We start from the raw sequence: 23,601 nt of genomic DNA on the forward strand, positions 1-23,601 counted from the left end.
AGTTCCCACTCGACGGCGAAGTGCTCCAGAGATCCGTGATGATGTCCACGAAGCCCTGCTCAGCTTGGGCTGCGCCCCTGTCTGCTGGCGCCGATTGCTGCAGTATGGCCGCATCGGCAGCTCTCGCGGGGAGGCGCATCATCACCATCATCACGCACGACAACCCGATCGGCCGTGGACCCGATAACTACATGATCCACGCAGATCTCTCCGACCGGCAGGACGGCTGGCGTGAACAGTTGTGGACCCGCCGGCTGGCACCGGACAGGTTCGAGATCGCCTGCCTGCCGTTCTTCACCTACGGCATCTGCCACCGCGACATCGTGACCATCGACGAACAGCACCTGGTCTCCGCTGTGGTCGAGAAGTCGGGCCACCGCACCCTGCGCGCCGCCCTGGTCCAGCAGCACCCTCACCGTGACCAGCTCCACGAGCTGCTGCACGGCAAAGTCGTGGTATCCGGCCTGGCCCACGAGTGGCTGCAAGGCACCTATCTCTCCGTCGACCTGCCTCCCAGTACTGACCCGGGTCCAGTGGTGGAGATCCTCACGGGCCCGCAAGAGGCAGGCGCACTCTTCTGGGAGATCGACTTCTAAGGCCGCGGACCGTTCTGCCAGGAGCCCCTACAACAGGGAGCCGAGCTTGGGGTCGTACTCCCAGTGCCAGGGCTCGAAAGGACTGACGTAGGCCCACTGGGGGTGGATCCAGCCGAACCTCTTGCCGTTGGCCTCCACCCAGTTGAACTCGGCCGAGCGGAAGCGCTCGACGCCCCCGCACAGGTCGACCGCGAGCCCCAGTCCGTGGTTGCTCCGTCCGGGAACCGCGGCGAAGCCGGGGCGGCGGTAGTAGACCGACTGCTGCTCGGCCAGGCTCCGGTAGCTGTCGGTCACGCATATGGGCTTGCCGAACCGCCGCTTGTACGCCTCGTTGAGGCTGATGAACGCGAGCGCGGCGTCACCGCGCAGCTGGTTGCCCGGCTGCTGGAGCGGGCAGAGGTACGCCTGCGGGATGAGCCCGTTGGGAAAGTCGCCCATCGAGGTCGCCCTGGTCGGGTCACACCCGGCCGCCGGCTGCCCATTCTTGTTGATCTTGACACCCAGCTTCACCAGCGCCTTGGTCAGGGACTGCACGATCTTCTGCGAGCGCCCCCTGAGCGTCTCGATCTCGGCGCCCATCTGCGCCTCCGCGAGGAGGTTGGTCGCCCGGAGCTCCTGCGCCTCGCCCGCCAGCCGCTCCCGTTCCAGCTGCAGGCGGCTGCTGTCCTTGAGGATCAGGTCCTGCTCGGCGACGAGCTGGGTGACACCGGCCATGGCCCGCAGGGTGTCCGTGTTGGACTCGCCGGACAGGAAACCGGCCACGTCCCCGCCGAGGGGCTGCTGGTAGAGGAGCCCGACCAGGTCCGAGAGCGGCTGCCGCACCTGCTCGAAAGCCCTCTCGGCCGCCTGCAGCTCCCTCAGCTTGGCGGTGAGCTGCTTCTCCGAGTCACGGATCTGGGTCCGCCGCTGCTCCAGCGCCTTGGTCGCTGCCTCAAGGTCCTTTGTCGCCTTCTCCGCCTCGCGACGCAGCTCTGTGAGATTCACCGGATCGGCGACGACGACGGCCTGAACCTCCGCCGACGCACGCTGCGCGACAGCGGCCCCCGGCAGGAGGGAAAGCATCGTCGCGACGACGGCGATCAGACCCGCTGATCGACGAGGTGGCACGTTCGACCCCTCCGTTTGCGAACTCGTGACCTGGGTCAGGCACGCACGCTACTACAGCTGGCCAACTACCCGGGCCAGACCTCCACAGCAGTTATGCGCCGAACACCCCTTTTTGCGACCGGACAAGTCAGACTTCTTGCCGCGTGTGCTCCTGACAGACCTCCCAGAGCCACGTCCCCCGCCACTCCGCCGGGCAGCCGTCCCAGGGCTCCCGCTCCTCCCGAGGCTCAGGCTCCACCGGCGGCCGCGACGCGGCCCTCCGCGGCCCTCTGGGGTCTCTGGGGACCCTCACGGGTACGACCACATCCGCCTCGTCCATGCTGCCCGGCTGGCCTGTTTGACCCGGCTGGCTCGTTTGACCTGACCTCCCCAGTTGGTTCGGTTGGCCGAGTTGGCCCGATTGACTTGATCGACCCGGTTGGCCCGGTTGATTCAGGTAACCGGGCTGGCCTGGTTGGTTCAAATAGCCAGGTTGGCCCGGTTGGTTCAACCCACCCAGTTCGCCCGTCCCACCGACCCTGCCGCCCCCACTCGCCGAGCGGCCCACGTCCGATTTCGCGGCGACCGGCATCCACCCCCCGTACACCCGCTCCGGCCGCAGGGGCGGAGGCAGTAACCTCGGCCCGAACACCCCGCTCCGCACCGCCCTAACCGCGACCGGCACCACCGCCACCACATCCCCCGTCGCCCCCTCGTTCAGCAGCCCCATCCTCTTCCTCGTCACTTCCGCCCCCGCTCCCCGCTCCCCTCCATCCAGGAGCCCAGCGCCTTCCCTCGCCGCTTCCGCATCCAGCAGTCCCGCTCCCCACACTTCCCCGTCCGGTAGCTCAGCTTCCCCACCCAGCAGCCCCGCCCCCTCTCCCGCCACTTCCCCGCCCAGCGACCCCGCATCCTCTCCCGCCGCTCCCACGCCCAACAGTCCCGCATCCGCCTCCGAGACTCCCCCGTCCAGCAGCCCCACACCCTCCCCCACCCGGAGCTCCAGGCCATCCCCAGCCCTCATCCAAGGCTCCGCACCACTTCCAGCTCCCACCCGAGACGCCTCACCACCACTCCCTGGTCGGGACATCGCACCATTCCAGGCGCCTTCCCGGGATCCCTGCCGCCCCCCACGCCCCTCGCCCCCCGCCTCCCCGGACACCTCAGGCCCCGTACCGGCGTCGGCCATCCGGATGGCCGCCTCGTAACCCGTGAGCTCGGCCACCAGCAACCCTCCGGCCAGAAGCGCGGGCGCCAGCATCGCGCCACACAGCACCGCCGGCCGCAGCGCCCGGCGCCCACGGATACGCTTCCGTCTCCTATCAATCACGGAGCGTGACGCTAACTTCGCCCAACCTCGCACACCCGCCCACTTGCCGCCCTTTTACTCCAGCTCAGCGAACCGATAACCCGCAGTCCGCCCCGAACTCCCCCGCCAAGCGCGCAACCACTCGCCACTTTCGCTACTCTTACTAGGAGCCCCTGCCTCCGTAGCTCAGGGGATAGAGCACCGCTCTCCTAAAGCGGGTGTCGCATGTTCGAATCATGCCGGGGGCACTCTTCTTACCAGCGAATGCGGCCCTGACCTGGGGCTATTCATGATCACACCTCAGCACATCTAGGCAGCCGGGTGCAGCCCTGCGCCAGGGGCTGCGGAATATACACGGAATGATCTTGACGGTATTTCCGCAGGTCGTCCCCCAACTCGGCGAACCGCCGACACGCCAGAGCCTCCCGATTCCGCAGCCGTCCCGAAGCTCCTACAGAATGATCTTTGTGCGGGTCATGCCCGTCATGTAGATGGACCGGCCAGGGGCTGACCGGAAACGTCACGTGGATGAGCCCATGGACTACGGGCGAGGGCTGGAAGTGCTCTCCAACTCGGTGATGTACGTGACATCGGTGTCCGAGGGCAAGCCGAAGACCTCGCGGGCCTCTTCTCTGACCACATCGTGCATGTCCGAACCGGTGGCGGCCAGTTCCAATGCCCGCGGTGCTCCTCCGGGAGAGAACATCTCGCGCACCGAAGGGATGTTCAGGTCTCCGTCCAGAGGTTCCTCCACCTGCCGTACGGTGAAGCCTCCGTTGACCGACTCGACGGTCAGAAGAAGCGAGGTCCGGTAACCGGTGCCGCCCACGAGCAAGGTCCCAGAGCGGGCGAGTTCCTCACACACGGCCACGACCCCGAGCAACAGCTGAGAGCTTGTCCGGCGTACCTCCACGAATTCCTCGTGGCAGAACACACGCGGACTGAGATCCGGCCTTTCACCGGCCAAGACGTAGTTTCCGACACGATCGGGATCTGTCTCCAAGAAACGGCCAGCGGCCTCAAGGAGCGCCTCGCGCGTCGAGGAGTTGACCGAGACAACCTCCTCTTTGGCTGTGCCAGGGTAATCGGACCAGGATGGTTGCAGGGCGGGCCAAGCGGCGGCCGCGACCCCAAGCGCTAAAGCGGCGCTTCCCCCTGCAGCCAGCCACCGACCCGAAGCCGCCATTCGTCCCCCGCGCGTTTTTGACATCGCTGCCCCATGATTCCAGCCGAGTTACTTCCTGCTCTTCTTGCCGCCACTACAACGAGAGATCAAAGCACAACGTAGATCATTTTGCTGTGAGTTTTCAGACCCGGCAAAGTGCCGACCTAGGATGATCCACCGTGCAACGACTTGCGCTCTTCGATCTGGACAACACCCTCGTGGATCTCGACAAGGCGTTCCAGGTATGGGCCACGGAGTTCGCCCAGGCGCGTGGCTTGGAGCGTTAGGCGGTTGACTGGTTGATCGAACTCGACCGCGGCCTTCTAGTTGCGAGAGTACACAGAGGCTCCATAGGAGTTACGCAGTCCGGCTCCGCCGCGTGAAGAAGTCGAGACGCTGACGATGGACCGGTCGCTGCGAGTGCGGATCGGTCACCACCTGGCTGGCCGGGCGGTGCCATACATCGGCTGCTACCGCTGTCCCTGAATCTCCGAGGTCAGCGGTGCCCCAGGACGTTGACCACGCGACCGTTCGGATCACGGACGAAGAACCTGCGGACGCCCCACTCCTCGTCCTGCAACGGATGCACGATCTCGGCACCACTGTCACACATGGCCACATAGGTGGCGTCCACATCATCCACCTCGATGCTCATGTCCGGAGTGACGGGTGCCGTCTTGTCACCGGTCATGATGCTGACCTGCGCCGTGGGAGCGGACGGAGAGGCGAGGGTCATGATCCAGCCGTGGTTCATGACCTCCTCCAAGCCCAGGAGGCCGTAGAACTCCGCGCTCTCCTCCAGGGCTTCGGACTGAATGTTAGGGTCGATTCGACGCGCCGACATCGGCGACTCCTACAGCAGGCGTACGCGGGACGCCTAACGGATCAGTGAGACCTGGGCCGGACAGCTCCGGAGTAGTACTCCTGCACTCGAGTGTATTGATCCACCCAGAACACGTCTTTCTCATCCTTCGAAGCGCCTGGCCGGAGCAGCTTAAGTTCTGTTGCTAGAGCGTAGAAGCCGCCACCCGGGTCAGTTCCGCCCTTATGTGTAACGAGTGCCGAAATCATCAGCTTGGTTTCTGGATAGGTCCTATCCACGATCAGTCCCAAGAGGTATCCGATACCAGCTCGCTCATCAGCCCGCCCAAAGTCGAAGCCAGAAAGGCCAGTTCTCTGCATCAAAGCATTGTTGAGATCTTCGTACGATGTCTCACCTGGGCTTTGAGCACGCTCGATGAGGAACTCCAGCCCGACCTCCGTAAGCTGATCCCACGTCTCTTCGTCACGGCTGTACTTGTACATTGAATCGCCTCCATCGAAGATGGTAACGAGAAATCCGGAAGATCGGGCGGCATATGGACAGATCGTCAAGGATCTTCGAACCCCTGCCTGTGTGACCCGACAGAATCGCTTCTGCTCGATTCATAGCCCCTCGCCGTCGACCGTTAGCGCTGGTAGTACTAATCCGAAAAACGGGGCGTTACCAGGCAGGACGGGATCACTACAGGATGGGACAGGTTCAGAACGGCCGGTCTACGATTGCCAGGTCCCTGAACGTCCCTTCTTACGGGCAGGTGAGATGGCGAACGAGCGGTTGCGGGTGGCTCTCTTCGAACACGGCACCACGGTCGACACACTGGCCGAGGCCGTCGGAGTCGACGCCAAGACCGTGGAGCGGTGGATCACCCAGGGCCGCATACCGTACCGAAAGCATCGATTCGCGGTCGCCAAACTCCTCGGCCTGGAGGAAGCGGACCTGTGGCCGGGCGCGCTGATACTCAAACAGACGGCGGCGGTGTCCGAGAGCGAGATCGTCACCGTCTATCCGCACCGCTGGACCGTCCCCAAGGACACCTGGGGACGTCTGTTCTCGGCGGCCGAGCGGGAGATCGGCGTACTGGTCTACAGCGGCATCTTCATCGCCCAGGACACCGGCATCATGCGCCTGTTCGCCGAGAAAGCGGAGGCGGGCGTACGGGTGCGGATCCTGCTCGGAGATCCTGCTTGCCAGGAGGTCGCGCAGCGTGGCGCGGACGAGGGTCTCAACGATGGCATGGCCGCTCAGATCAGGACCGCGCTCCTCCTCTACCGGTCACTGCGGCAGCGCGACGGTGTGGAGATCCGGCTGCACGACACCATCTTGTACAACTCCATCTACCGCGGCGACGACCAGCTTCTGGTCAACACCCACATCTATGGCAGGTTCGCCGCGGATGCCCCGGTCATGCACCTGCGCAAGGTCACCGGTGGCGACATGGTCTCGACCTACGTCGACAGTTTCGAAGCCGTCTGGAACCGGGCCACCCCGGTAGAGTCCTGAGCCATGGCCCGCCGGCTGGACTTCTACGACGACCCCTCAGCACCCGCGCCCAACAGTCTGGTTCCCTCGGTGAACGTCGTGGTCGTCAACGACGCCGGGGACATTCTGATGATCCACCGCACCGACAACGACAACTGGGCCGTCCCCGGCGGAGCGATCGACCTGGGCGAGTCCCTGCCGGACGCGGCGATCCGGGAGACGCTGGAGGAGACCGGGATCACCTGCGAGATCACCGGCCTGGTCGGCACCTACACCGACCCCAGGCACGTCATCCTCTACACCTCCAACGGCGAGGCCCGCCAGGAGTTCTCCATCGTGCTGTGTGGCCGGCCGATCAGCGGCGAGCCGACCCCGAGCGATGAGTCCCGCGAAGTGCGGTGGGTGCCCCGCGACCAGGTCGAGTCACTGACCATGGATCGGTCGATGCGGCTGCGGATCGGCCACTTCCTGGCCGAGGCCACGGGGCCGTACATCGGATAGCCAGGTATCCCACCTGGCAAGCACCAACGCGTTCTAACTGCCTAACTGTCGTGCTGCCTAACTGTCGTACTTTCTCAGTTCGTTGGACAGCGCACTTTCGACCGCTCGCACGGCCGAGGTGATGCACAGGGTCGCGTTGGTGATGGACCGGCTGACCAGGTGCTCGGAGCCGTACCGAGAGTGGATCTCCGCCAGACGAGCATCGACGTCCAGGACGAGACCGTCCGGACTGGTGGTCATATCGCAGTAGGTCAGCGCCTCCACCAGCTCCGGACGCTCCCGATCGAACTCCTCGCTCAGCGCATCCAGCAGACCTCGCTCAGTCGCCTCGTAGACCGCGCACGAGTGATGTGCGACCAGCCGGGTCAGCTGGTCATCGGCCTGGTGGACATCGCGCAGGTAGCGGGCACCGTCCAGCGGGTGAAAGCCGGTGTCGACCAGCTCGGGTGAGTAGCCGATGTCGTGCAGCCAGGCCGAGGCGGTCAGCAGATCGGCTTCCTCCCCGAGGATCGGTGCCAGCGTCTCGGCCCGCGCGGCCACTCCCTGGGTGTGTGCCCACCGGCGCGGCAGAGGCGCGGCAAGGAGTTGTTTGGCCAGGTCACGCGCCCAGTCAGCTTGTCCCATGCGGTTCACGATAGACGCCGCCCCCCGGAGCGGATCCAGAATTGCAGATGAGACGTCCCAGGACGTCTCAATCATGGAGAGGCCGCACAAACCGACCCCTGCCATGTTCCGTCGTGATCAGCCCCTCGCGCTCCAGCTCCGCCAGAGCGTGACGGACGGTGTTGCGCGAGGCTTCATGCTGCCGCCGTAGCGTGTGCTCGCTGGGCAATGCGGTTTCGACGGCGAGGGTCCCGGCTTGGATCTGCTGGCGGAGGGCGTCCGCGATCTCCTGATAGCGGTACGACGCTTGGGTCTGCGCGTCGGCGTTCTTCACCACGCGCCCCTTTCCGGGCAGCGTGACGATCAGCCCCTCATCCTCCAGAACGGCCAGACTCCGCCGTACGGTCGTCCTGGCCACGTGGAACTGCTGGGCCAGAACCGACTCAGACGGCAGGAGGCTGCCCGCCGGGTAGTCACCGATGGTGATCTGAGCGCGGAGCCGGTTGGCGAGCTGCGGATAGATCAGGCCGCCGGTCAGCCACCTGCTCTCCCTCGTCGGCATCGCGTCAGGAACGGTAGGCATCGACGATCTTGCTGAAGTCGAGGCCGAGCTCTCCCTGCTCCCCCTCGCGCCAGCCGGCCCGGGCCGCGTCGGCGATCGCGTCGGCCGCGGGGAACAGGCGCAGGCAGGAGATGCGCTCGTCGTGCTCGTCGCCCCAGTAGAACCACAGAAACGGCAGGTGGACGTAGATGCGGCGGGTACGGAACGCGCTGTCGGTGACGTCCAGGCACGGCTGGTCTTTCTGGTCGGCGATCAGGACGGCGATGATCTCCCGGTTGATCAGCTCGTTCCGCAGCGCGGTGAGCAACTCGACCTGGTAGGCCTGCTGGTTCTCTTTCACGGTTCCCATGAACAGGACCCCCATCGGATGTGAAGGGTGGAGCCCGTGAGCCGGGCTCCATGCCGATGAGCTTCGCTTTCCGGGTGGGATTCCAGCACCGCAAGTTAGGGACGTCTGGGGACGTCTTGTGTTAGCGTCGCGAGCACTGGCCCTCCTGCTGCGGAAGGTGCACCCCCGATGAACGAAAACCTCCGTCACGCGCTGATCCGGGCGCGGCTGCAACCCCTCGATGTCGCGGCCCGCCTGGCGGTGGATCCCAAGACCGTCTCCCGCTGGATCAGCGGCCGCATCCCGCATCCTCGCCACCGTCTGGCGGTCGCCGATCTCCTCAAGGTCGACGAGCGCGACCTGTGGCCCGAGGAGATCCGGAACCGACGGAGCCTCCCCGGTGAGATCAAGGCCGTCTACCCGCACCGCTGGACCGTGTCGGCCGACACCTGGCGCACGTTCTTCGAGTCCGCGGACAAGGAGATCAGCATCCTCGTCTACAGCGGGCTGTTCCTCGCCGAGGACGCCGGGCTCCTCCGCATCTTGACCAACCGAGCCCAGGCCGGCGCCAGGGTGCGCATTCTCCTCGGGCACCCCGACAGTCCACACGTGACGGCCCGCGGCATCGAGGAAGGCACCGGCGGCGACGTCATGGCCGCCCGCGTCCGAAACGCGCTCACCCTCTACCGGCCGCTCCAGAACGTCGACGGAGTCGAGATCAGACTCCATCACACGGTGCTCTACAACTCGATCTACCGTGCGGACGATGACCTCTTGGTCAACCTCCACGCCTACGGCACCCGAGCCCCCGAGGCACCCGTCATTTACCTGACGCACACCGAAACCGACAGTACGGCAACGACCTACTTGGACAGCTTCGAACGCGTCTGGGAGAGCGCCGAACCCGCAACTCAGACGATCTGAGAAATACTCACCTCAAGTGTCTGATCCCACCTGATGCTTGACGTATCTGTCCAGTTGATGCTTGATGGCTGGCCTAGGGATCATGCATCGATTCCTCATCGTCCGTGACCGCAGGCCCAAGAGGGAGCTGCTACGTCCACTCATGCCGATGAGCGGACTCCGCGTGCGTCAGGGCTGATCGCCCGTAGATCGCGAGGAAGCACTTCAGCTGCTGACCCGGCCGCACACCGCACAGGTCGCTCACCGTAGGCCTCCAGACCCACGATCCGAGGGCCTTTGCCCAGGTCCCGACCGCACGTCGAGCAGAATGGTCTCCAGCGGGCTGTGCGGGAGGCAGAGATGCGTGGAGCGGGCATTCGCCGGGTGGGCGGCGACGTGGAGGTTCTCGATCTTCCTGAGCCACGCGCACTCGCGGCCGACGAGGTGCTCGTCGAGGTCGTGGCGGCCGGGATCGGGAACTGGGACGACATCGTGCGTACGGGCGGTTGGGACGTCGGGGTGAGCCCGCCCATGGCGCTGGGTGTCCAGGGGACCGGGCGGATCGTTCTCGTGGGCGAGGAGGTCACCGGCCTCGCGGCGGGTGACGAGGTCCTGACGCACCCACTGCCATTGCGCGAGCAGGGCACCTGGGCGGAGCGGCTCATCGCGCCCGCAGACCTGGTCGCGCGCAAGCCCGCGGGCGTGTCCTGGGAGGTCGCGGGGCGTTTCCGGTGCCCGCACTGACCGCGGACCAGGTCGTGAGCGAGGTGCTCGACGGAGAGACACTGCTGGTCCACGGCGCCGGCGGGGTCACCGGGAGGCTGCTCGTCATGCTCGCGACGCTGCGCGGGCTGCGGGTGGTCGCGACGGCCGGCCCGTCGAGCGGGGAGCGCGTCCGTGCCGCGGGAGCCCAGGAGGTGCTCGACTACCATGACGTCGCTTGGCCGGAGGAGGTCCGCAGGCTGACCGGCGGCGCCGGTGTCGCCGCGGCCGCCAACGCCGTGCGCGGTGGTGCGGTCGAGGCGATGCGGGCGGTGGCCGACGGTGGACGCCTTGTCACGATCACGTCGGACCCTCCGGCAGAGGAGCGCGGCATCACCGTGTCCAGTGTCTACGTACGCCCGGACGGTGACCGGCTCGCCGCACTGGCCGTCCTGCTCGGCGACGGGTCCCTGACGGTGCCCGTCGGCGCGACGTTTACACTGGAGGAGTCCGCCCTTGGCCTGGCCAAGGCCGTGTCTGGGTCACTAGGCGGCGCCGCCGTCTTGGTGCTCTGAAAGGGGCCTGGCACCTCGGCCACGTTGACCAGCGTGGTGTGGGCAGTACGCCTCCATGCGTGGGGTTCGCTGCGTAAGAGCTTCGCGCTGTTTCTGGGCCTCCCAAGTGTGGACACGCTGACCGGGGTGGACGGGATGACCTTCCGGGTCGCGTCCAGACCGGTTCGCCGGGCCGCCGCGGGACTACGGCAATGCACTCTCATGCCGCGGACCGGTCGTCACAGTTCGTTCAGGGTCGGGCAGCGGGTGCCCGACCCTGCCGATGAACGAGCGGACGCAGACTTCACTTACTGCGGCTCCTGCAACGGCCATACCTCGACCACGCCATGCGCGACGGCGCAAGGCGTACGCGACACGATGTCGATGGCCTCGGCCAGCGTCGCTGCTTCGATGATGGCGAACCCGGCTACGGGAAGCGCGGAAGACATGAAAGGCCCGTCCTCCGTGGTCACCTCGGCCGCGTCGTGGTTACGCACTTGCACGGGCGGACCGGCGATGCCCATGTCGACCCTCTCCTGGCGCAATCGGGCGTCATGCGCGTGCGCCGCGTCCCGCACGCTTGCATCGGTGCGGTCGTAGCCGACTTGATCGCCGTACCCAATGGTCACAAACTTCGCCACAACAAGCTCCTCTCCTGCGGGCGTTGTCGACCGACACTGGCCGTCCCCGCTCATGAATCATCGCCGCCTGAATCGGCGTTCGCATCCTCGCCCTCTCATGCCGCGATCCTCACGCCGCCCCGTAGGCAGGACAAGGAGGCGAGGTGTGATCATGCCGGGTGATGTGCGCGGAGCCAGGCTGCCGCTCTGCGCGCTGATGCGCGGGACAGCCACGCGTCCTGGACCACCTCGGCCAGCTCGTTCCGGGTGAGCTCACCGATCCGACTGGCCCGCAGCAGCACCGACGGGTGACCATCGAAGTGCGCGGTGGTGAAGAACTGCGACGCCTCGTCCTGAACCAGCGCCTGCTTGTCCGCTTCGGACTCAACCCAGAAGACGATCACATCCACATAGCGCTCCCCGGTGTCAGGGTCGACCGCATCCGGCCGTGGGTTGCGGAAGAAGACGAACGACTTCCCGCCCACTTGGTAGACCGGATTGTCGCCGGTCCCGTACTCGACGGTGACGTGCGGCATGGCCAGAGCCAGCTCGTGCACGTCCTCGACGCGGGCTGGCCGGCTTCCGTTATCGTCGGACACAGCCTCAGCGTAGGCGGCTCCCGGTGGAACGTCCGGCCATGCCGCAAGCTGGGCGGTCGGTAGGCGGGTCGGCTCTGGTCTTCCGTCCGGGGCGGGGCGCAGCTTCGGGTATGACTTCGTTCGATGAGTTCCTGCCAGCGACGACCGGAGCGGTGGGTACTGATCCGCTGCGGATGGCGACCGCCGCCTACCTTGCCCGCTACAAGGGCACATCTCGGATGCACACCAAGTCCGATCTTCGGATCTTCCTAGGCTGGTGCACCGAGCGGAACCTGAAGCCACTGTCCGTACAGCGGGCTCAGGTCGAGCTCTATGTTCGCTGGCTTCAAGAGATCCGGCGCTTCCGGCCCTCCACGGTGTCCCGGCGCCTGTCAGTCGTGGCCGGCTTCTACCGGACCTGCGTCATCGACGGGGTGCTGGAGCACTCGCCCGCCGACCATGTCCGCCGTCCCAACGTCCCACCCGAGTCCCCGACTCTTGGGCTGTCGCATCTGCAGTTCGAGGCACTGCTGTCGGTGGCACGCCAGTCTGCCAATCCCAACGACTTCGCCCTGGTCGCGATGCTCGGCCTCCTCGGACTACGGATCTTCGAAGCCACCGGAGCCGATATCCACGATCTCGGCGAGGAACACGGCCACCGGGTCCTGCGCGTCGTCGGCAAGGGGACCCGGGTCGTCCTGGTGCCGCTCCCACCGGCGGTTGGCCGGGCCATCGAACGCGCCGTCGGGGAACGGGTGAGCGGGCCGATTCTGCTCAATACCCGCGGTGCCCGGATGGACCGGCACGCCGCAACCCGACGCCTACGGAACCTCGCGGCCGAATCGGTCGTGCGGCTACCACGGCTCCACCCGCACATGCTGCGCCACACCTTCGTCACCACCATGCTCGACGCAGGAGTCGACCTGCGAGACGTCCAAATAGCTGCCCGCCACGCCGACCCGCGCACCACGATGCGCTACGACCGCGCCCGTAACAACCTCGACCGGCACCCGAACTACATCCTCGCCGCCTACATGGCCTCCGGCACCTGACTCATGACCCCAAAAGGGACTCGAACGCACTGGTCTGCCGAGTTGCGGTCAGTCGGCGAGTACCGCCCCGAAGTGTGTGGCGTTGAGCTGCGGAACATCGATCCCATAGCCCTCAGTCTGTCGTGTTCGTTGCTTCGCGGGCTGCTTCACAGTCGCAGTCTCCGTCGTGGCCGGGTTCAAGTCGGCAGAAGAACCAGTAGGGCAGGCCCGTCAGGTGGGGCGGGTGGAAGCGCCGGTCACAGTAGGTTTCACTCCAGTGGTCAGTGCCTCGCTCCGCCATCAGGCCCACTCCTCGCAGGGATTCGGGCGTGCACGAGACGCAACGCCCATGCCGGAAGGATGCCAGATCGGAACGCTCGCTCATGCCGCCAACCGCGTGCTCATGCGCCGTAGCGGTGCGGAAGTCCTCGTTGGTCGCGTTCCCGGATGGTCGGTTAGCCGATCCTCTGCACGGTGGCACCCCGTCGGATGGCGCGGGGGATCTCGGCGACGGAGTCCACGGTGTCGATCAGGTGGGCGATGCTCTCGGCTGGAGCGGTGGAGCTGACGTCGACGGTGTAGGTGATCCCGGTTGACGTCCAGCTCTCGGTATCGAAGCCGCCGGCTGCGGAAACGCGCACTCCCTGGAGTTCGATTCCCAGTGCGGCGGCCTCCCGGTAAAGGTCGTTGAGGATGCATCCCGCGGCCGCGAGGTGAAGGAGATGTCCTCCGGTGAAGTCCGCCCTGACGCTCACGCCCTCGGGCGTCCACCGATGAGGGAAATGCACTGCGTGCTCGTCCGTCACCTTCAGCGATCCTGCGCTCACGATCACGTTGAAACGATCATCCATGATTCGGCTCCCGGCACCTCGGGCGTACGGACGTAAGACAAGAGTCGTCCTACACGTCGCAGCCGCCAACCGGCAACACAGCACTCCCTCACACGGGAACGCCCGCTCATGCCGCGAAGCGTTACGCTGGCGGCCGCGGGGGACGTTTGATGGGATCGGTCTATGAACACACGAGGACATGAAATCGAGGTCACGCCTGTATCGGATCAGGTCGTGGTGCGAGTCAAGGACGTGGTCATCGCGACCTCCTCCCGGCCGATCGTGCTCACCGAGACGGGCTGTCCACCGCGGTACTACCTGCCGTCGGCGGACGTGAAGATGGACATGCTCAGATCATCGACAACGACGTCGCACTGCCCGTTCAAGGGCGATGCCGCCTACTGGTCGGTTCAGATCGGTGACGGTGTGGCCGAGGACGTGGTCTGGTCCTACCCGGAGCCGTTCCCGAGGGTGGAGGAGATCGCCGGATTGCTCGCCTTCTGGGCCGAGAAGCCAGGCGTCACGCTCGAGGTGAACGGGCAGGCCGCGTAAGCGTCGCGGGTTGCGATCGCCGCTACGCGCAACAGACTGTCCGCCCTGACGGCGCTGAACATCCGCTTCTGCCGCGGAGCGTGAGCGTCGCCTGGTTCGAAACAGTCGGAGCCGTCAAGCATCTGGTGGGACTGAAGTGTCGAGCATGTCCTGGGACACGACAAGCACTCAGTTGCAAGCACTCAGTTCAAGATCGAACGTAACTTATCTGTTCGTTTTTAAAGGCGTGCCACCTGCGGCGGCCCGCCGCGCGTCGGGCGGTCGCTGGCCGCGCTGCGGCTCTTCGGCCGGTCGCGGCCCGCGCCGCCCACGCGCTTTCGATCGCCAGGCTATAGACCTCGTGAGACAAGGAAGCTTCTCGGTGGTGTCGTCATAGTGGCGGCCGTGACGATCGCTCACTTCGGCGCTAGCCGTAGTCGGTCGGGGCGATCGGCTGCCGCGGCTCTCCTCCGTCAAGCCTTGCCACTGGATGACGCAGAGTAGCTGGTGAGCCTGGTCCAGGAGGTGTCGCCGTACGCCACAACGGCGGTCGCTACCTATGGTGGCGCGGTGCTGGCCAGGGCCGATAAAAAGGCTGCTGATGCCACAGTCGAATGGGGACGTGCACTGCTACAACGCATCTTTGGCGTAACTCCCGAGGGGGAAGAGGTACTCGAGGCAATGGCAGAGCTGGCCGCCCAGATGCGGGCCCTGCTGGAGCAGGCTGACGCCGCCGCTGGCCGCACCGTCACCACCACGGTCACCGCATCAGGAAAGGGAGCGGTAGCAGCCGGGCGCGATATCACCGGCTCGGTTACCACAGGCGATCAGTCTCCTATCACTCCTGCTTGATATGCCGGAGACCCTGAGGGGCTGAGATCATTCCGGACAGCGGAATCTGCGGCCGTGAGCTACGCCACCGACTGAAGTGCTGTGTACTCGTCGAGGACTTCGAATGGCGTCCGGTAACCAACAGATGAATGAAGTCGGCGCCGATTGTAGAAGCCCTCGATATAACGGATCACGGCTCGGCGAGCCTTCGCCCGGCTGGTGAAAACATACCGTTTCAGCCACTCGTTCTTCAACGCCGAAAAGAACGATTCGGCCATGGCGTTATCGTAACATATGCCGGTACGGCCAACGGACCTCCGAATACCCAACCTCTTCAGTGCGGCACCAAATTCATCGGACGTGTAGTTCGACCCTCTATCGGAGTGGAAGATCGCGTCCTTTTCAATGGTGAAGGCCTGTACCGCGTTCTCTATCGCCTCGGTGATCAACTCGGTGCGGTAGTGATCGGCCATCGCCCACCCCACCACGGCCTTGCTGTAGCAGTCGATCACCGTGGCCAGGTAGCAAAACCCCTCCCAGGTCGGGATGTAGGTGATGTCGCCTACCAGCTTGACGCCGGGCCGGACGGCGGTGAAATCGCGTCTGACCAGGTCGGGGATGCCCCGGAAGGCGCCCTGCTCGGTGAGCTTCGGCGTGAAGGGCCGCACCTGCGCCGGCAGCAGGCCCAGCTCGCGCATCAGCACCCGTACCAGCTCAGCCGAACAGCGCTCACCGCGGCGCAGCAACTCGGCGTGGACGCGCCGGTAGCCGTACACCTCCTCGTGCTCGTAGAAGATGCCCGCGATCAGGTCCTGGAGCAGGTCGCGACGCTGCGCGGTCGCCGAGGCGGGCCGGTCGCGCCACTCGTAATACCCCGAGCGGGACACCTCCAGCCAGTCGCACATTTTCACAATCTTATGGTTGGCCTTCTCCGCGTCGATCAACTCGAACTTCGCGGTCACCGATTGTTCTCGGCCGCGAAGAAGGCCGCGGCTTTTTTCAAGAAGGAAAGCTTCTCGCGGAGCTCGGAGTTTTCCCGCTCGAGTTCACGCAACCGGGCGCGCTCGGGGCCACTGAGGGAGTGCGGTTCTTCTTCCGCACGCGTTCGCTTGTAGGTGTTCACCCAATTGCCGAGCGTGGTGTCGTGGACGCCGAACTCTCTGGCGACCTCGGCGATCGTACGGGGGCCATCGAGGACCATGCGCACAGCCTCGTCCTTGAACTCCTGGCTGAACCTACGCCTGGAACCTTTCGGCATGTTTCTATCTCCTTCGGACTGTTACCACCCTAGCGAGTGGTCTGTCCGGAATCCTTGGAGCACCTCACTCAGCCGGCCTGCGTACAGTCTGGATCGGCTGTGGAGCCTGGGCCGGTCATGAGCGCCCGCCGGACCACGTGGTCACCGACGTGATCCACGCGATGGACATCTTGCGCACCGTCGGCGAGTGACTTCCCGGAGAGAGAATGATGGACCGCAGGAACGCCGGAGAGGCTCTGTCATGAGCAGCGATGTCCCGGAGGGGCAGCTTGGTCCTGACGCGTTTGGCCTCGGTTGGAGACATGATCTCGACCTATTTGGACAGCTTCGAAAGCGTCTGGCCCGGTGCCCACGCCGGTAGGGTTCTGCCCCATGACCTGCCGGATCGACTTCTATGACGACCCCGCCGCTCCTGCGCCCAACAGCCTGGTCCCGTCGGTGAACATCGTGGTCACCAACGATGCCGGGGACATTCTGATGATCCGCCGCAGCGACAACGACAACTGGGCTGTCCCCGGCGGCGCCATCGACCTCGGCGAGTCCCTACCGCAGGCGGCCATTCGAGAGACTCTGGAAGAGACCGGGATCAGGTGTAAGATCACCGGCATGGTTGGTACGTACACCGACCCCAGGCATGTGATCCTCTACACCAGCGATGGTGAGGCTCGACAGAAGTTCTCCATCGTGCTCACCGGCCGAGCCGTCTACGGAGAGCCGACGCCAAGTGACGAATCCCGCGAAGTGCGCTGGGTGCCCCGCGATCAGGTCAGCTCACTGCCGATGGACCGGTCGATGCGTCTGCGGATCGAACATTTCCTGGCCGAGGTCACAGGGCCGCACATCGGATAGCGCGCTTCTGCCGAAGGTCCGTCTAAGCTCCCGAACACCTTTGTCCAGAAAGGAACCCTCATGGTCGACCGCGCCCTCATAGATGAGCTGTACGAGGCCGAGCAACGCCTACAAGCGGCGCAGCTCGCCGGAGACGTCAAGGAGCTGGACCGGCTGCTCGACGAGCGGCTCGTCTTCACCGGACCGCCGGACGGCAGGTGCTACCCGGAGGCCAAGCAGCTCGATCTCCACAACCACCGCTCGCGGACACAGGTCATGACGAAACTCGTCCAGGAGGACCTCACCGTACTCGTCGAAGGGAGCACCGGTGTCACCTGCTTTCTCGGCACGCTGGAGGGCACGTTCGCCGGAACGCCGTTCGGCGGACGGATGAGCTACACCCGGACCTGGGTCCACACGAACGAGTACGGCTGGCGCATCCTGGCTGCCCATGCCAGCCCGGCGTGACGACCGCGGCTGCTCCCAATGAAAAAGACCCCAGCCTATGCCGGGGCCCGAGGCGAGCATCTATGGCAATCAATCGTCGAGAGCGCTGCTGATCTTCCCGTTCGTCCGTTCCTGCTGCCCCTCCATGCACTTGGCGTAGACCCGGTGGAGAACCTCCACGCTGTGCCCGGCTCGCTTGGCCACCTCGGTAGCCGGCACGCCCGCGTTGAGCCAGAGGGACAGGGCAGCGTGTCGCAAGTCGTAGGGTCGGGCGGCGAGCGGTGACCTCACCTGCTCATCGGTGAAGACGAGCGCTCGCGCTTCCTGCCAGACGTAGGAGCATGCCGAGCTGGAGTAGGAACCTCCCTTGGTCGTCCGGAAGAGCCGGCCGTCGTCCTCGGTGCCGTAGGCGTCGATGTGCTCACGGAGTATGGCGACCAGGACAGGCGGGATGGGGATCTCCCTGGTTTCCTTCTTCGCCCGGTGCTTGAGGCTGCGCGACTCGTGGGTCTCCCCCGAGTTGGTCCATCGCTTGTTCGCCTGCGGTCGCGCCCTCTCCAGGATGATCTGACCCCATCCCGCTTCGGGCAGGGTGCAGTTCTTCAGACAAAGGTCCGCCGCCTCCTCCGGCCGCAGACCCGCGTAGCGGAAGAAGAACCACACTCCCTCAGTGGCCCCGAGCGCGCCCGGCTGCGCGAACTCGAGCGAGAAAACTCTGAACTCCGCGAAAAGCTTTCCTTCCTGAAAAAAGCGCCTTGGATTCAGACGATCAACGCAACGCTGCCGGTGGATCGTGGCTCGGATGGGTCGGCCGGGAACGTCGGCCGCGACTTCGACGGCTCATCCGGTCAGCGCTGGTTCATGCAAGCGTCCAGTACGGCCGGCAGCGTGAACGAGATCGTGCTGCGCGGCTCCCTGGATCCGGCGCCGGCGATCGGGGTCGACCTCACCGTGAACAGTTACGCACCCGGTGTCCCCGTGCCCATCTGGGTCCTCTCGGACGCTACCCAGTGACCGGTGCGGGCGCGGGCGTCCCAACGCCCGCGCCCGCACCGGATCTCGGAGCTCCGCAGCCCTGGCGTCAGGGCGCAACAGGCGAATCCGCTCCCGCCATCCGCGCCCACCTACGTCCGTCATTCGCTCCCCAGACGAGTGGGCTCTCGCATCAGTGCACGCGGTTGGTGCGCCGTACCCCTGCGGTGGGAGTCCGGAGACGTCACAGATCGGGTGGCCGTCTCGTCTTGTGTGTGGAAGGCCTCGGTTAGGGAGTTGACGATGAATGTGGCGCTGTGGATCACCGCCGGAGTATTGGCCGCCGTCTGTCTGACCGGTAGCGCCAAGATGTTCGTGCCGCGGGAGAAGATGGCCGCGTTGGGTGCCTCCGCCCAATGGGTTCTGGACTTCAGCCCCGGTGCCCTCAAAGCCATCGGAGCCGTTGAACAGCTGGCCGCTGTTGGCCTGATCCTGCCTGCGGCGCTCGACATCGCGCCGGTCCTGGTCCCGCTGGCCGCCACCGGACTTGTCCTGCTGTTCGCCTGCGCGATCACCATGCGTCTGTGCCGTGGGGAGAAGATCACGATCGTTGGCGACCTGATCTACCTCGCCATGGCCGCTTTCGTCGCTTGGGGTCGCTTCGGCCCCGAGTCCTTCACTGGTTGACCCTCGGGCATCCAGTCCGGTGAGGTATCGCCTTAGGCCAGCGCACCAATCCGGGCGCGGCCCGCCAAACATGGAGATATGGGGCAGGATGCCGCAGTAAGGACGATCGGCGGCGGCCCCAAAGCCGACCACACGAGTCTGGCCGCGCGGCGGCGAGGTGGGGCGCAGAAAGTGCGTGACATCAGGAGTGGCGCGTTGCCGTTCTCTGTGCGGCTATCTGCTGCGAGCCTGCCGGTCGATCATGGACACCAGGGTCGAGACGAGTTCCTCGGCCGTGGTCTGCCACTTGCCGGCGGACAGATGCCCGTTGACCTCCATGTCCGTGATCCCGTGCACGCTGGTCAGCAGCAGTGCCGCGAAGCGCCGGGCGTTCCGTACGCCGATCAGTTCGGCGACGACGGCGAGGAACACGTCCATGGCGCGGTCGGCGGCTTGAGCCGCCGCGTGGATCGCGGCCGGGTCGCCGCCGGCCGGGGAGGCGAACATCAGCCGGTACAGGTGCGGCTGACGGCGGCCGATCGTCATGAGCGCGGACAAGGCGCGCTGGAGCTTGTCGGCCGGGGACGCCTGAGGCTCGGCTCGCACGGCCTCCACCTGGTCCGCGAGCCGGTCCAGGGCCTCGGCCGCAATGGCGGTGAGCAGGCTGTCCTTGTCGGAGAAGTGCCGGTACGGCGCGCCGCGGGTGACCCCCGCGCGCGCCCCGACCTCCCGCAACGTCACCGCGCCAGGACCGCCGCTGTCGAGCAGGTCGGCGGCGGCGTCCAGGAGGGCGCGTCGCGTCGCGGCGGCGGATTCCGCACGGCTGATCATGCGAGCCACTATAGCGTTGACACTGTCATCTGAAATGCCTACCGTTATTCAGGTGACAATGTCATCTGAAACTCGCCCATGTGTCGTCGTGACCGGAGCCTCGACCGGGATCGGCGCGGCCTCCGCCCGCGAGCTGGCCCGCCGGGGATTCCACGTCTTCGCCGGCGTCCGCCGTGACCGTGACGCCGACGCGCTCCGCGCCCCGGGCATCGAGCCGGTCATCCTCGACATCACCCAGCCCGGCCACATCGCCGAGCTCGCCGCCCGCGTCGGCTCGCGGGCAGGCACGTTGCGAGCGCTGGTGAACAACGCCGGGATCTCCGTCAACGCCCCGGTCGAGGCTCTGCCGCTGGAGGAGTGGCGCCGACTGTTCGAGGTCAACCTGTTCGGTCACGTCGCCGTCACCCAGGCGCTGTTGCCCGACCTGCTGCGCCACTCCGGTCGCGTGGTCAACATCAGCTCGGTCGGCGGAAAGGTCGCCATGGCCACCTTCGGCCCCTACGCGGGCACGAAGTTCGCCCTGGAGGCGGTCAGCGACGCCCTGCGCCAGGAGGTGGCGCCGCTGGGGATGCGGGTGGTCGTCGTCGAGCCGGGCGGAGTCCGCACGGAGATGGGCGAACGGGGCATCGCCACCACGAGCCGGCTGGCCGAGGCCATGTCGCCGCAGCACCGAGGTCGCTATGGGCCGCTGGTCGAGGCGATCAAGGCGCTGACCGCGGCGGGCACCACGGGCGGGACCTCCACCGATACTGCCGCCCGGGTGATCGCCAAGGCCGTGACCGCCGCGAGGCCGCGCACCCGCTACACCGTCGGCCGCGACGCGGCCCTGCTCACCCGCCTGTCTCGGATGTTGCCGGACCGGATGCTCGACCGCCTCCTCGCGGCGACCTTGCGCCCTTACTACCCGAAGCCCACCGCCGGATGACCTCGTATCAGGATCAGCTACGCACTCGTTTCCGTGCCGCCCCTCTTCAGCCGCCGCCCGCGCCGTGGCAGCCGTTGCCCCCGGTAGCGGTGGGCGGCCTGTCCTGTGTCGGGTTCGGTGTGGTCCCCGAACGTCCCGATGACCTGTTGCTCGTCGTATCAAGCAACGGCAGGGGTCTGTTCGAGTGCTCGACGGGCACCCGAATCGCCCGTGACCCGGACCCCGATGCCGGGTGGCCTGACACCAACGAACTCGTCCACGAGGGGATAGGTCCGCTTACCGGCGTCGCCGTGCCCATGGCCGGTCTGTGGGGGGGCGGTCTCCACACCACTACGTCTGATGGTTGGACGGTCGACGTCGTTGCCCCGGACTGGCCTGTTGAGAGCGTGATGCTGTCCTTGAACAGCAGTCCCTATCGAGGCGAAGCAGGCTCATCCTGGTGGCACGTGCACCGAGAGGATTCCTGCGAGCTGCGCGCTGTCGGCTTCTCCCCCAGCGGCAAGACTCTTGTGATCGCCTCAAGCTGCACGCTCACGTTTTTTAACCGCCCGTTTGAAACGAGCTGAGAAGGATACGCATTCGAAGACTGTCGAAAGCATTCCACTTCCGGTTGGCATGAAGTTCTGATCACGGTCGAATCCAGCGGATTTTACAACACGGGGAGGGCTATGAGGAGATCAGGTTCACAGTTCGGTCTAACCGACGAGCAGTGGGATGCGGCCGAAGAAGAGGTTCGTCAGGCATCCTGAACGCGGCCTACGATCGCCGTATGACGTGGTACGGAGAGGTCACGAGCGAGGTAGCGACGGTGAAGCTCGACCCCCATTCAGCTCTGATGAGCCACCAGCTCGGAGCCATCTTCGAGGATGAGCAAAAGGCGGGAAGACCTGCTCTGACATCCATCGTCACTCACAAGTACGGCGACAAGGAGCCCGGGAAGGGCTTCTACGAAATGGCTCGTACGCTTGGCTACCGATTCGATGAGCCCTATGTCTTCTGGGCTCATCGGGTACAAGGCATCTTCAAACTCCGCGGAAGGCCCGACCGATGCATACAGGGGCAATATGGACGGCGGGTTTGATGTAAAAACCATGACGCTGAGCCCTCCGATCGTTATAACCACGGACTCAGCAACCATAGAAATCCATCAGGATAATTCTGGATCAACCGCTGAGGGCATCAGCGATCTTCCCATTGGCACGGTGCTGCTGTCCTTCCATGCACTTGGCGTAGACACGGAGCAGCACGTCAACGCTGTGGCCGGAACGCCCGCGTTCAACCAGAGTGAGACGGCCGCGTGGCGCAGGTCGTACGGCCGAGCCGCCAGAGGCGATGCGACCTGTTCGGGAGCGAGGGCCAGCCGTCGAGTTTCCTGCCAGACGGCTGAATAAGCCGAGGAGGAGAACGGACGGCCCGTGCTTGTCCGGAATCTCTGGAGCACCTCACGCTGGCCTGTATCAACTTCAGTAACCCGCCCATCGCCCTCGATCTCGCAATGTGAGAACACAGTCAGCCCTGCTTCTGGTTGGCCGACCGTATCTTGGCGAGAACGCTCTTGATGTCTTCCAGTGGGACATTGTGGCCGCGAGCTTTCAGGCGATCGCGGATGCCCAGCGCCCCCAGCGTTGGGTCCTTTTTGAAAAGGTCGACAATGAGCTTGCGGTTCGCGGTAGAAACCGCCCTGTTTTCGTCGGCCTGCGCCCAATCGTTGATGCCGATGATGTGCGCGTCGGATTGGCCGGTGTCATCGTCGTAAACCATTGAGACCTCCCAGCGGGTCGCCTGGGCCTCGACGCTAAATAGGCATCGGGTGCAGGTCCACGGCAGACGCTGGCATGAACCTGACGCAATCTCGCAGAACCCTGCCAGGCGAGCCGTGTCGATCAGGACCGCTCGACGAATCTCCATCTCTAGGCTGGAGCCCGTTCGTGCCTCGGCTGCCGGCGTGCTGCGACCACGCAACAGCCGTACCGATCTGAGAAGGGATCCTGCGTCACCGGTGACTGCCCATGTCGCGGTTGTGGATCCCCTACCCATGTTTCAGCAGGGGGTCGTCGCCGCGTTGTCCGAGACCGATTGCACGGTCGAGACGCCACCGGACGTGCTGGCATGGCTGCGTCCGGGCCGGCGGAACCTCGTGCTGCTGACACTGGAGTCCGACCACGACTGGGAAGTACTCAACAGGTTACGGGAGGTGAAGGTTGCGCATGTCGTGATCGCGCTGGTCGAGGAAGACTCTGTGGCTCTGGGAGTGAGAGCGGTCCGCGACGGCGCCCGGTCGGTGCTCCCGCGTGGGGTGACAGCCGTGACGCTGAGGCGCACTGTAGAGGCGACGATGGACGGCCAGGCGGTGCTCCCGGCGACCGTCTCCGCGGCCCTGGCCAGAGGCGCGCTTACGGACGCCACGACCTCCCAGTCTCCGGCTCCGGAGCAGCTGTTATGGCTGCGACGGCTGGCGGCGGGCACAACGGTGGCCCAACTCGCCAACCAGGTCGGCTACTCGGAGCGCGCGATGTTCCGGCTGCTGCAGTCGCTGTATAAGGAGATGGGCGTGCGTACCCGCATTGAGGCAATCATCCACGCCCAGGAGCAAGGATGGCTCCACATGACCGTTCGTTCCCAAACTGCACGCTCAGGCTAGG

30 protein-coding genes and 1 tRNA gene are annotated in these 23,601 nt (G+C 65.5%); 17 read left to right on the forward strand and 14 right to left on the reverse strand.

The window, feature by feature from the left end:
• Window positions 1–191: 191 nt before the first annotated feature.
• On the forward strand, window positions 192–596 hold the full coding sequence (locus ACQP0P_RS42875; RefSeq protein WP_433367452.1) for a DUF4265 domain-containing protein: 405 nt from the start codon (window positions 192–194) through the stop codon (window positions 594–596).
• A gap of 27 nt (window positions 597–623) precedes the next feature.
• Here ACQP0P_RS42875 and ACQP0P_RS42880 read toward each other — a convergent pair whose 3' ends face one another.
• The gene (locus tag ACQP0P_RS42880; RefSeq protein ID WP_433367455.1) at window positions 624–1,703 is read right to left on the reverse strand and encodes a D-alanyl-D-alanine carboxypeptidase family protein; all 1,080 of its coding nucleotides are present in this window, start codon (window positions 1,701–1,703) and stop codon (window positions 624–626) included.
• A 1,463-nt stretch (window positions 1,704–3,166) separates the two neighbouring features.
• Between ACQP0P_RS42880 and ACQP0P_RS42885 the strand changes: the two genes are divergently transcribed.
• Window positions 3,167–3,239, forward strand: a tRNA-Arg gene (locus ACQP0P_RS42885).
• A 293-nt stretch (window positions 3,240–3,532) separates the two neighbouring features.
• Here the strand turns inward: ACQP0P_RS42885 and ACQP0P_RS42890 are convergent.
• The 3 genes from ACQP0P_RS42890 to ACQP0P_RS42900 form a co-directional block, all read right to left on the reverse strand.
• Window positions 3,533–3,925: a hypothetical protein gene (locus ACQP0P_RS42890; RefSeq protein ID WP_433367458.1), complete on the reverse strand. Its 393-nt coding sequence runs from the start codon at window positions 3,923–3,925 to the stop codon at window positions 3,533–3,535.
• Window positions 3,926–4,652: 727 nt separating this feature from the next.
• Window positions 4,653–5,000, reverse strand: coding sequence for a VOC family protein (locus tag ACQP0P_RS42895; RefSeq protein WP_433367460.1), 348 nt, complete (start codon window positions 4,998–5,000; stop codon window positions 4,653–4,655).
• 41 nt (window positions 5,001–5,041) lie between these two features.
• Window positions 5,042–5,461 (reverse strand): hypothetical protein, encoded by a 420-nt coding sequence (locus tag ACQP0P_RS42900; RefSeq protein ID WP_433367463.1) that lies wholly within the window; start codon window positions 5,459–5,461, stop codon window positions 5,042–5,044.
• A 277-nt stretch (window positions 5,462–5,738) separates the two neighbouring features.
• On the opposite strand from ACQP0P_RS42900, the gene ACQP0P_RS42905 reads away from it, so the two are divergent.
• Together ACQP0P_RS42905 and ACQP0P_RS42910 are read left to right on the forward strand one after the other, a co-directional pair.
• A complete protein-coding gene (locus ACQP0P_RS42905; protein WP_433367466.1) occupies window positions 5,739–6,479 on the forward strand; it encodes a DUF5919 domain-containing protein in 741 nt (246 codons plus the stop codon).
• 3 nt (window positions 6,480–6,482) lie between these two features.
• Complete coding sequence (locus ACQP0P_RS42910; protein ID WP_433367469.1) at window positions 6,483–6,959, forward strand: NUDIX hydrolase; 477 nt, start codon at window positions 6,483–6,485, stop codon at window positions 6,957–6,959.
• A 57-nt stretch (window positions 6,960–7,016) separates the two neighbouring features.
• On the opposite strand, the gene ACQP0P_RS42915 is transcribed toward ACQP0P_RS42910, so the two are convergent.
• The 3 genes from ACQP0P_RS42915 to ACQP0P_RS42925 all read right to left on the reverse strand — a co-directional run bounded on the left by ACQP0P_RS42915 (window position 7,017) and on the right by ACQP0P_RS42925 (window position 8,473).
• On the reverse strand, window positions 7,017–7,583 hold the full coding sequence (locus ACQP0P_RS42915; protein WP_433367472.1) for an HD domain-containing protein: 567 nt from the start codon (window positions 7,581–7,583) through the stop codon (window positions 7,017–7,019).
• Between the two features lie 67 nt (window positions 7,584–7,650).
• A complete protein-coding gene (locus tag ACQP0P_RS42920) occupies window positions 7,651–8,145 on the reverse strand; it encodes a GntR family transcriptional regulator (protein ID WP_433367475.1) in 495 nt (164 codons plus the stop codon).
• Window positions 8,129–8,473, reverse strand: coding sequence for a hypothetical protein (locus tag ACQP0P_RS42925; RefSeq protein WP_433367478.1), 345 nt, complete (start codon window positions 8,471–8,473; stop codon window positions 8,129–8,131). The genes ACQP0P_RS42920 and ACQP0P_RS42925 overlap by 17 nt, the downstream gene beginning before the upstream one ends.
• A 168-nt stretch (window positions 8,474–8,641) precedes the next feature.
• On the opposite strand from ACQP0P_RS42925, the gene ACQP0P_RS42930 reads away from it, so the two are divergent.
• The 3 genes from ACQP0P_RS42930 to ACQP0P_RS42940 all read left to right on the forward strand — a co-directional run bounded on the left by ACQP0P_RS42930 (window position 8,642) and on the right by ACQP0P_RS42940 (window position 10,632).
• Complete coding sequence (locus ACQP0P_RS42930; RefSeq protein WP_433367481.1) at window positions 8,642–9,376, forward strand: XRE family transcriptional regulator; 735 nt, start codon at window positions 8,642–8,644, stop codon at window positions 9,374–9,376.
• Between the two features lie 339 nt (window positions 9,377–9,715).
• Window positions 9,716–10,099, forward strand: a complete 384-nt coding sequence (locus ACQP0P_RS42935) for an alcohol dehydrogenase catalytic domain-containing protein (RefSeq protein ID WP_433367484.1) — start codon at window positions 9,716–9,718, stop codon at window positions 10,097–10,099.
• Window positions 10,087–10,632 (forward strand): zinc-binding dehydrogenase, encoded by a 546-nt coding sequence (locus ACQP0P_RS42940; protein ID WP_433367486.1) that lies wholly within the window; start codon window positions 10,087–10,089, stop codon window positions 10,630–10,632. The genes ACQP0P_RS42935 and ACQP0P_RS42940 overlap by 13 nt, the downstream gene beginning before the upstream one ends.
• Before the next feature lie 287 nt (window positions 10,633–10,919).
• On the opposite strand, the gene ACQP0P_RS42945 is transcribed toward ACQP0P_RS42940, so the two are convergent.
• Both ACQP0P_RS42945 and ACQP0P_RS42950 read right to left on the reverse strand, forming a co-directional pair.
• Entirely contained in the window at window positions 10,920–11,252 is a 333-nt protein-coding gene (locus tag ACQP0P_RS42945; RefSeq protein WP_433367489.1) for a YciI family protein, read from the reverse strand.
• A gap of 149 nt (window positions 11,253–11,401) precedes the next feature.
• Window positions 11,402–11,830 (reverse strand): MmcQ/YjbR family DNA-binding protein, encoded by a 429-nt coding sequence (locus ACQP0P_RS42950; protein ID WP_433367492.1) that lies wholly within the window; start codon window positions 11,828–11,830, stop codon window positions 11,402–11,404.
• Window positions 11,831–11,982: 152 nt separating this feature from the next.
• Between ACQP0P_RS42950 and ACQP0P_RS42955 the strand changes: the two genes are divergently transcribed.
• On the forward strand, window positions 11,983–12,861 hold the full coding sequence (locus ACQP0P_RS42955) for a tyrosine-type recombinase/integrase (RefSeq protein WP_433367495.1): 879 nt from the start codon (window positions 11,983–11,985) through the stop codon (window positions 12,859–12,861).
• 434 nt (window positions 12,862–13,295) lie between these two features.
• On the opposite strand, the gene ACQP0P_RS42960 is transcribed toward ACQP0P_RS42955, so the two are convergent.
• Window positions 13,296–13,691 (reverse strand): OsmC family protein, encoded by a 396-nt coding sequence (locus ACQP0P_RS42960; RefSeq protein ID WP_433367498.1) that lies wholly within the window; start codon window positions 13,689–13,691, stop codon window positions 13,296–13,298.
• Window positions 13,692–13,904: 213 nt separating this feature from the next.
• Between ACQP0P_RS42960 and ACQP0P_RS42965 the strand changes: the two genes are divergently transcribed.
• Both ACQP0P_RS42965 and ACQP0P_RS42970 read left to right on the forward strand, forming a co-directional pair.
• Window positions 13,905–14,222: a DUF427 domain-containing protein gene (locus tag ACQP0P_RS42965; protein ID WP_327107215.1), complete on the forward strand. Its 318-nt coding sequence runs from the start codon at window positions 13,905–13,907 to the stop codon at window positions 14,220–14,222.
• A 486-nt stretch (window positions 14,223–14,708) separates the two neighbouring features.
• Window positions 14,709–15,053 carry a hypothetical protein gene (locus ACQP0P_RS42970; protein WP_433367501.1) on the forward strand — a complete coding sequence of 115 codons (345 nt, stop codon included), beginning with the start codon at window positions 14,709–14,711 and terminating at the stop codon, window positions 15,051–15,053.
• 59 nt (window positions 15,054–15,112) lie between these two features.
• Here the strand turns inward: ACQP0P_RS42970 and ACQP0P_RS42975 are convergent.
• Window positions 15,113–16,290, reverse strand: a protein-coding gene (locus ACQP0P_RS42975; protein WP_433358989.1) for an IS3 family transposase whose coding sequence is annotated in 2 segments (ribosomal slippage) — window positions 15,113–16,032 and window positions 16,032–16,290 — 1,179 coding nt in all. Because the reading frame shifts where the segments join, the coding sequence is not laid out codon by codon here.
• 372 nt (window positions 16,291–16,662) lie between these two features.
• On the opposite strand from ACQP0P_RS42975, the gene ACQP0P_RS42980 reads away from it, so the two are divergent.
• The gene (locus tag ACQP0P_RS42980; RefSeq protein ID WP_433367504.1) at window positions 16,663–17,139 is read left to right on the forward strand and encodes an NUDIX hydrolase; all 477 of its coding nucleotides are present in this window, start codon (window positions 16,663–16,665) and stop codon (window positions 17,137–17,139) included.
• Between the two features lie 60 nt (window positions 17,140–17,199).
• On the forward strand, window positions 17,200–17,586 hold the full coding sequence (locus ACQP0P_RS42985; protein WP_433367507.1) for a nuclear transport factor 2 family protein: 387 nt from the start codon (window positions 17,200–17,202) through the stop codon (window positions 17,584–17,586).
• Window positions 17,587–17,655: 69 nt separating this feature from the next.
• On the opposite strand, the gene ACQP0P_RS42990 is transcribed toward ACQP0P_RS42985, so the two are convergent.
• Window positions 17,656–18,228 carry a hypothetical protein gene (locus ACQP0P_RS42990; protein ID WP_433367509.1) on the reverse strand — a complete coding sequence of 191 codons (573 nt, stop codon included), beginning with the start codon at window positions 18,226–18,228 and terminating at the stop codon, window positions 17,656–17,658.
• 225 nt (window positions 18,229–18,453) lie between these two features.
• Here ACQP0P_RS42990 and ACQP0P_RS42995 point away from each other — a divergent pair, with 225 nt between their 5' ends.
• Both ACQP0P_RS42995 and ACQP0P_RS43000 read left to right on the forward strand, forming a co-directional pair.
• Complete coding sequence (locus tag ACQP0P_RS42995; protein WP_433367511.1) at window positions 18,454–18,579, forward strand: hypothetical protein; 126 nt, start codon at window positions 18,454–18,456, stop codon at window positions 18,577–18,579.
• 261 nt (window positions 18,580–18,840) lie between these two features.
• Window positions 18,841–19,224, forward strand: coding sequence for a DoxX family protein (locus ACQP0P_RS43000; RefSeq protein WP_433367514.1), 384 nt, complete (start codon window positions 18,841–18,843; stop codon window positions 19,222–19,224).
• 213 nt (window positions 19,225–19,437) lie between these two features.
• On the opposite strand, the gene ACQP0P_RS43005 is transcribed toward ACQP0P_RS43000, so the two are convergent.
• On the reverse strand, window positions 19,438–20,034 hold the full coding sequence (locus tag ACQP0P_RS43005; RefSeq protein WP_433367517.1) for a TetR/AcrR family transcriptional regulator: 597 nt from the start codon (window positions 20,032–20,034) through the stop codon (window positions 19,438–19,440).
• An 88-nt stretch (window positions 20,035–20,122) separates the two neighbouring features.
• Between ACQP0P_RS43005 and ACQP0P_RS43010 the strand changes: the two genes are divergently transcribed.
• Window positions 20,123–20,959 carry an SDR family oxidoreductase gene (locus tag ACQP0P_RS43010; RefSeq protein WP_433367520.1) on the forward strand — a complete coding sequence of 279 codons (837 nt, stop codon included), beginning with the start codon at window positions 20,123–20,125 and terminating at the stop codon, window positions 20,957–20,959.
• Window positions 20,960–21,728: 769 nt separating this feature from the next.
• On the forward strand, window positions 21,729–22,040 hold the full coding sequence (locus tag ACQP0P_RS43015) for a hypothetical protein (RefSeq protein ID WP_433367522.1): 312 nt from the start codon (window positions 21,729–21,731) through the stop codon (window positions 22,038–22,040).
• Window positions 22,041–22,468: 428 nt separating this feature from the next.
• Here ACQP0P_RS43015 and ACQP0P_RS43020 read toward each other — a convergent pair whose 3' ends face one another.
• A complete protein-coding gene (locus ACQP0P_RS43020; protein WP_433367525.1) occupies window positions 22,469–22,867 on the reverse strand; it encodes a hypothetical protein in 399 nt (132 codons plus the stop codon).
• 127 nt (window positions 22,868–22,994) lie between these two features.
• On the opposite strand from ACQP0P_RS43020, the gene ACQP0P_RS43025 reads away from it, so the two are divergent.
• Window positions 22,995–23,600 carry a hypothetical protein gene (locus ACQP0P_RS43025; protein WP_433367527.1) on the forward strand — a complete coding sequence of 202 codons (606 nt, stop codon included), beginning with the start codon at window positions 22,995–22,997 and terminating at the stop codon, window positions 23,598–23,600.
• Window position 23,601 lies beyond the last annotated feature (1 nt).

The organism is Streptosporangium sp. CA-115845 (genome assembly GCF_050943795.1).
Taxonomy (GTDB): domain Bacteria; phylum Actinomycetota; class Actinomycetes; order Streptosporangiales; family Streptosporangiaceae; genus Streptosporangium.

Excerpts from the sequence above, each read along its gene's own strand:
- ACQP0P_RS42875 (WP_433367452.1), top strand. The coding sequence starts at position 192 with ATGATCCACGCAGATCTCTCCGACCGGCAGGACGGCTGGCGTGAACAG.
- ACQP0P_RS42895 (WP_433367460.1), bottom strand. The coding sequence starts at position 5,000 with ATGTCGGCGCGTCGAATCGACCCTAACATTCAGTCCGAAGCCCTGGAG.
- ACQP0P_RS42900 (WP_433367463.1), bottom strand. The coding sequence starts at position 5,461 with ATGTACAAGTACAGCCGTGACGAAGAGACGTGGGATCAGCTTACGGAG.
- ACQP0P_RS42905 (WP_433367466.1), top strand. The coding sequence starts at position 5,739 with ATGGCGAACGAGCGGTTGCGGGTGGCTCTCTTCGAACACGGCACCACG.
- ACQP0P_RS42910 (WP_433367469.1), top strand. The coding sequence starts at position 6,483 with ATGGCCCGCCGGCTGGACTTCTACGACGACCCCTCAGCACCCGCGCCC.
- ACQP0P_RS42915 (WP_433367472.1), bottom strand. The coding sequence starts at position 7,583 with ATGGGACAAGCTGACTGGGCGCGTGACCTGGCCAAACAACTCCTTGCC.
- ACQP0P_RS42920 (WP_433367475.1), bottom strand. The coding sequence starts at position 8,145 with ATGCCTACCGTTCCTGACGCGATGCCGACGAGGGAGAGCAGGTGGCTG.
- ACQP0P_RS42925 (WP_433367478.1), bottom strand. The coding sequence starts at position 8,473 with ATGGGAACCGTGAAAGAGAACCAGCAGGCCTACCAGGTCGAGTTGCTC.
- ACQP0P_RS42930 (WP_433367481.1), top strand. The coding sequence starts at position 8,642 with ATGAACGAAAACCTCCGTCACGCGCTGATCCGGGCGCGGCTGCAACCC.
- ACQP0P_RS42935 (WP_433367484.1), top strand. The coding sequence starts at position 9,716 with ATGCGTGGAGCGGGCATTCGCCGGGTGGGCGGCGACGTGGAGGTTCTC.
- ACQP0P_RS42960 (WP_433367498.1), bottom strand. The coding sequence starts at position 13,691 with ATGGATGATCGTTTCAACGTGATCGTGAGCGCAGGATCGCTGAAGGTG.
- ACQP0P_RS42980 (WP_433367504.1), top strand. The coding sequence starts at position 16,663 with ATGACCTGCCGGATCGACTTCTATGACGACCCCGCCGCTCCTGCGCCC.
- ACQP0P_RS42985 (WP_433367507.1), top strand. The coding sequence starts at position 17,200 with ATGGTCGACCGCGCCCTCATAGATGAGCTGTACGAGGCCGAGCAACGC.
- ACQP0P_RS43000 (WP_433367514.1), top strand. The coding sequence starts at position 18,841 with ATGAATGTGGCGCTGTGGATCACCGCCGGAGTATTGGCCGCCGTCTGT.
- ACQP0P_RS43005 (WP_433367517.1), bottom strand. The coding sequence starts at position 20,034 with ATGATCAGCCGTGCGGAATCCGCCGCCGCGACGCGACGCGCCCTCCTG.
- ACQP0P_RS43015 (WP_433367522.1), top strand. The coding sequence starts at position 21,729 with ATGACGTGGTACGGAGAGGTCACGAGCGAGGTAGCGACGGTGAAGCTC.
- ACQP0P_RS43020 (WP_433367525.1), bottom strand. The coding sequence starts at position 22,867 with ATGGAGATTCGTCGAGCGGTCCTGATCGACACGGCTCGCCTGGCAGGG.
- ACQP0P_RS43025 (WP_433367527.1), top strand. The coding sequence starts at position 22,995 with ATGTTTCAGCAGGGGGTCGTCGCCGCGTTGTCCGAGACCGATTGCACG.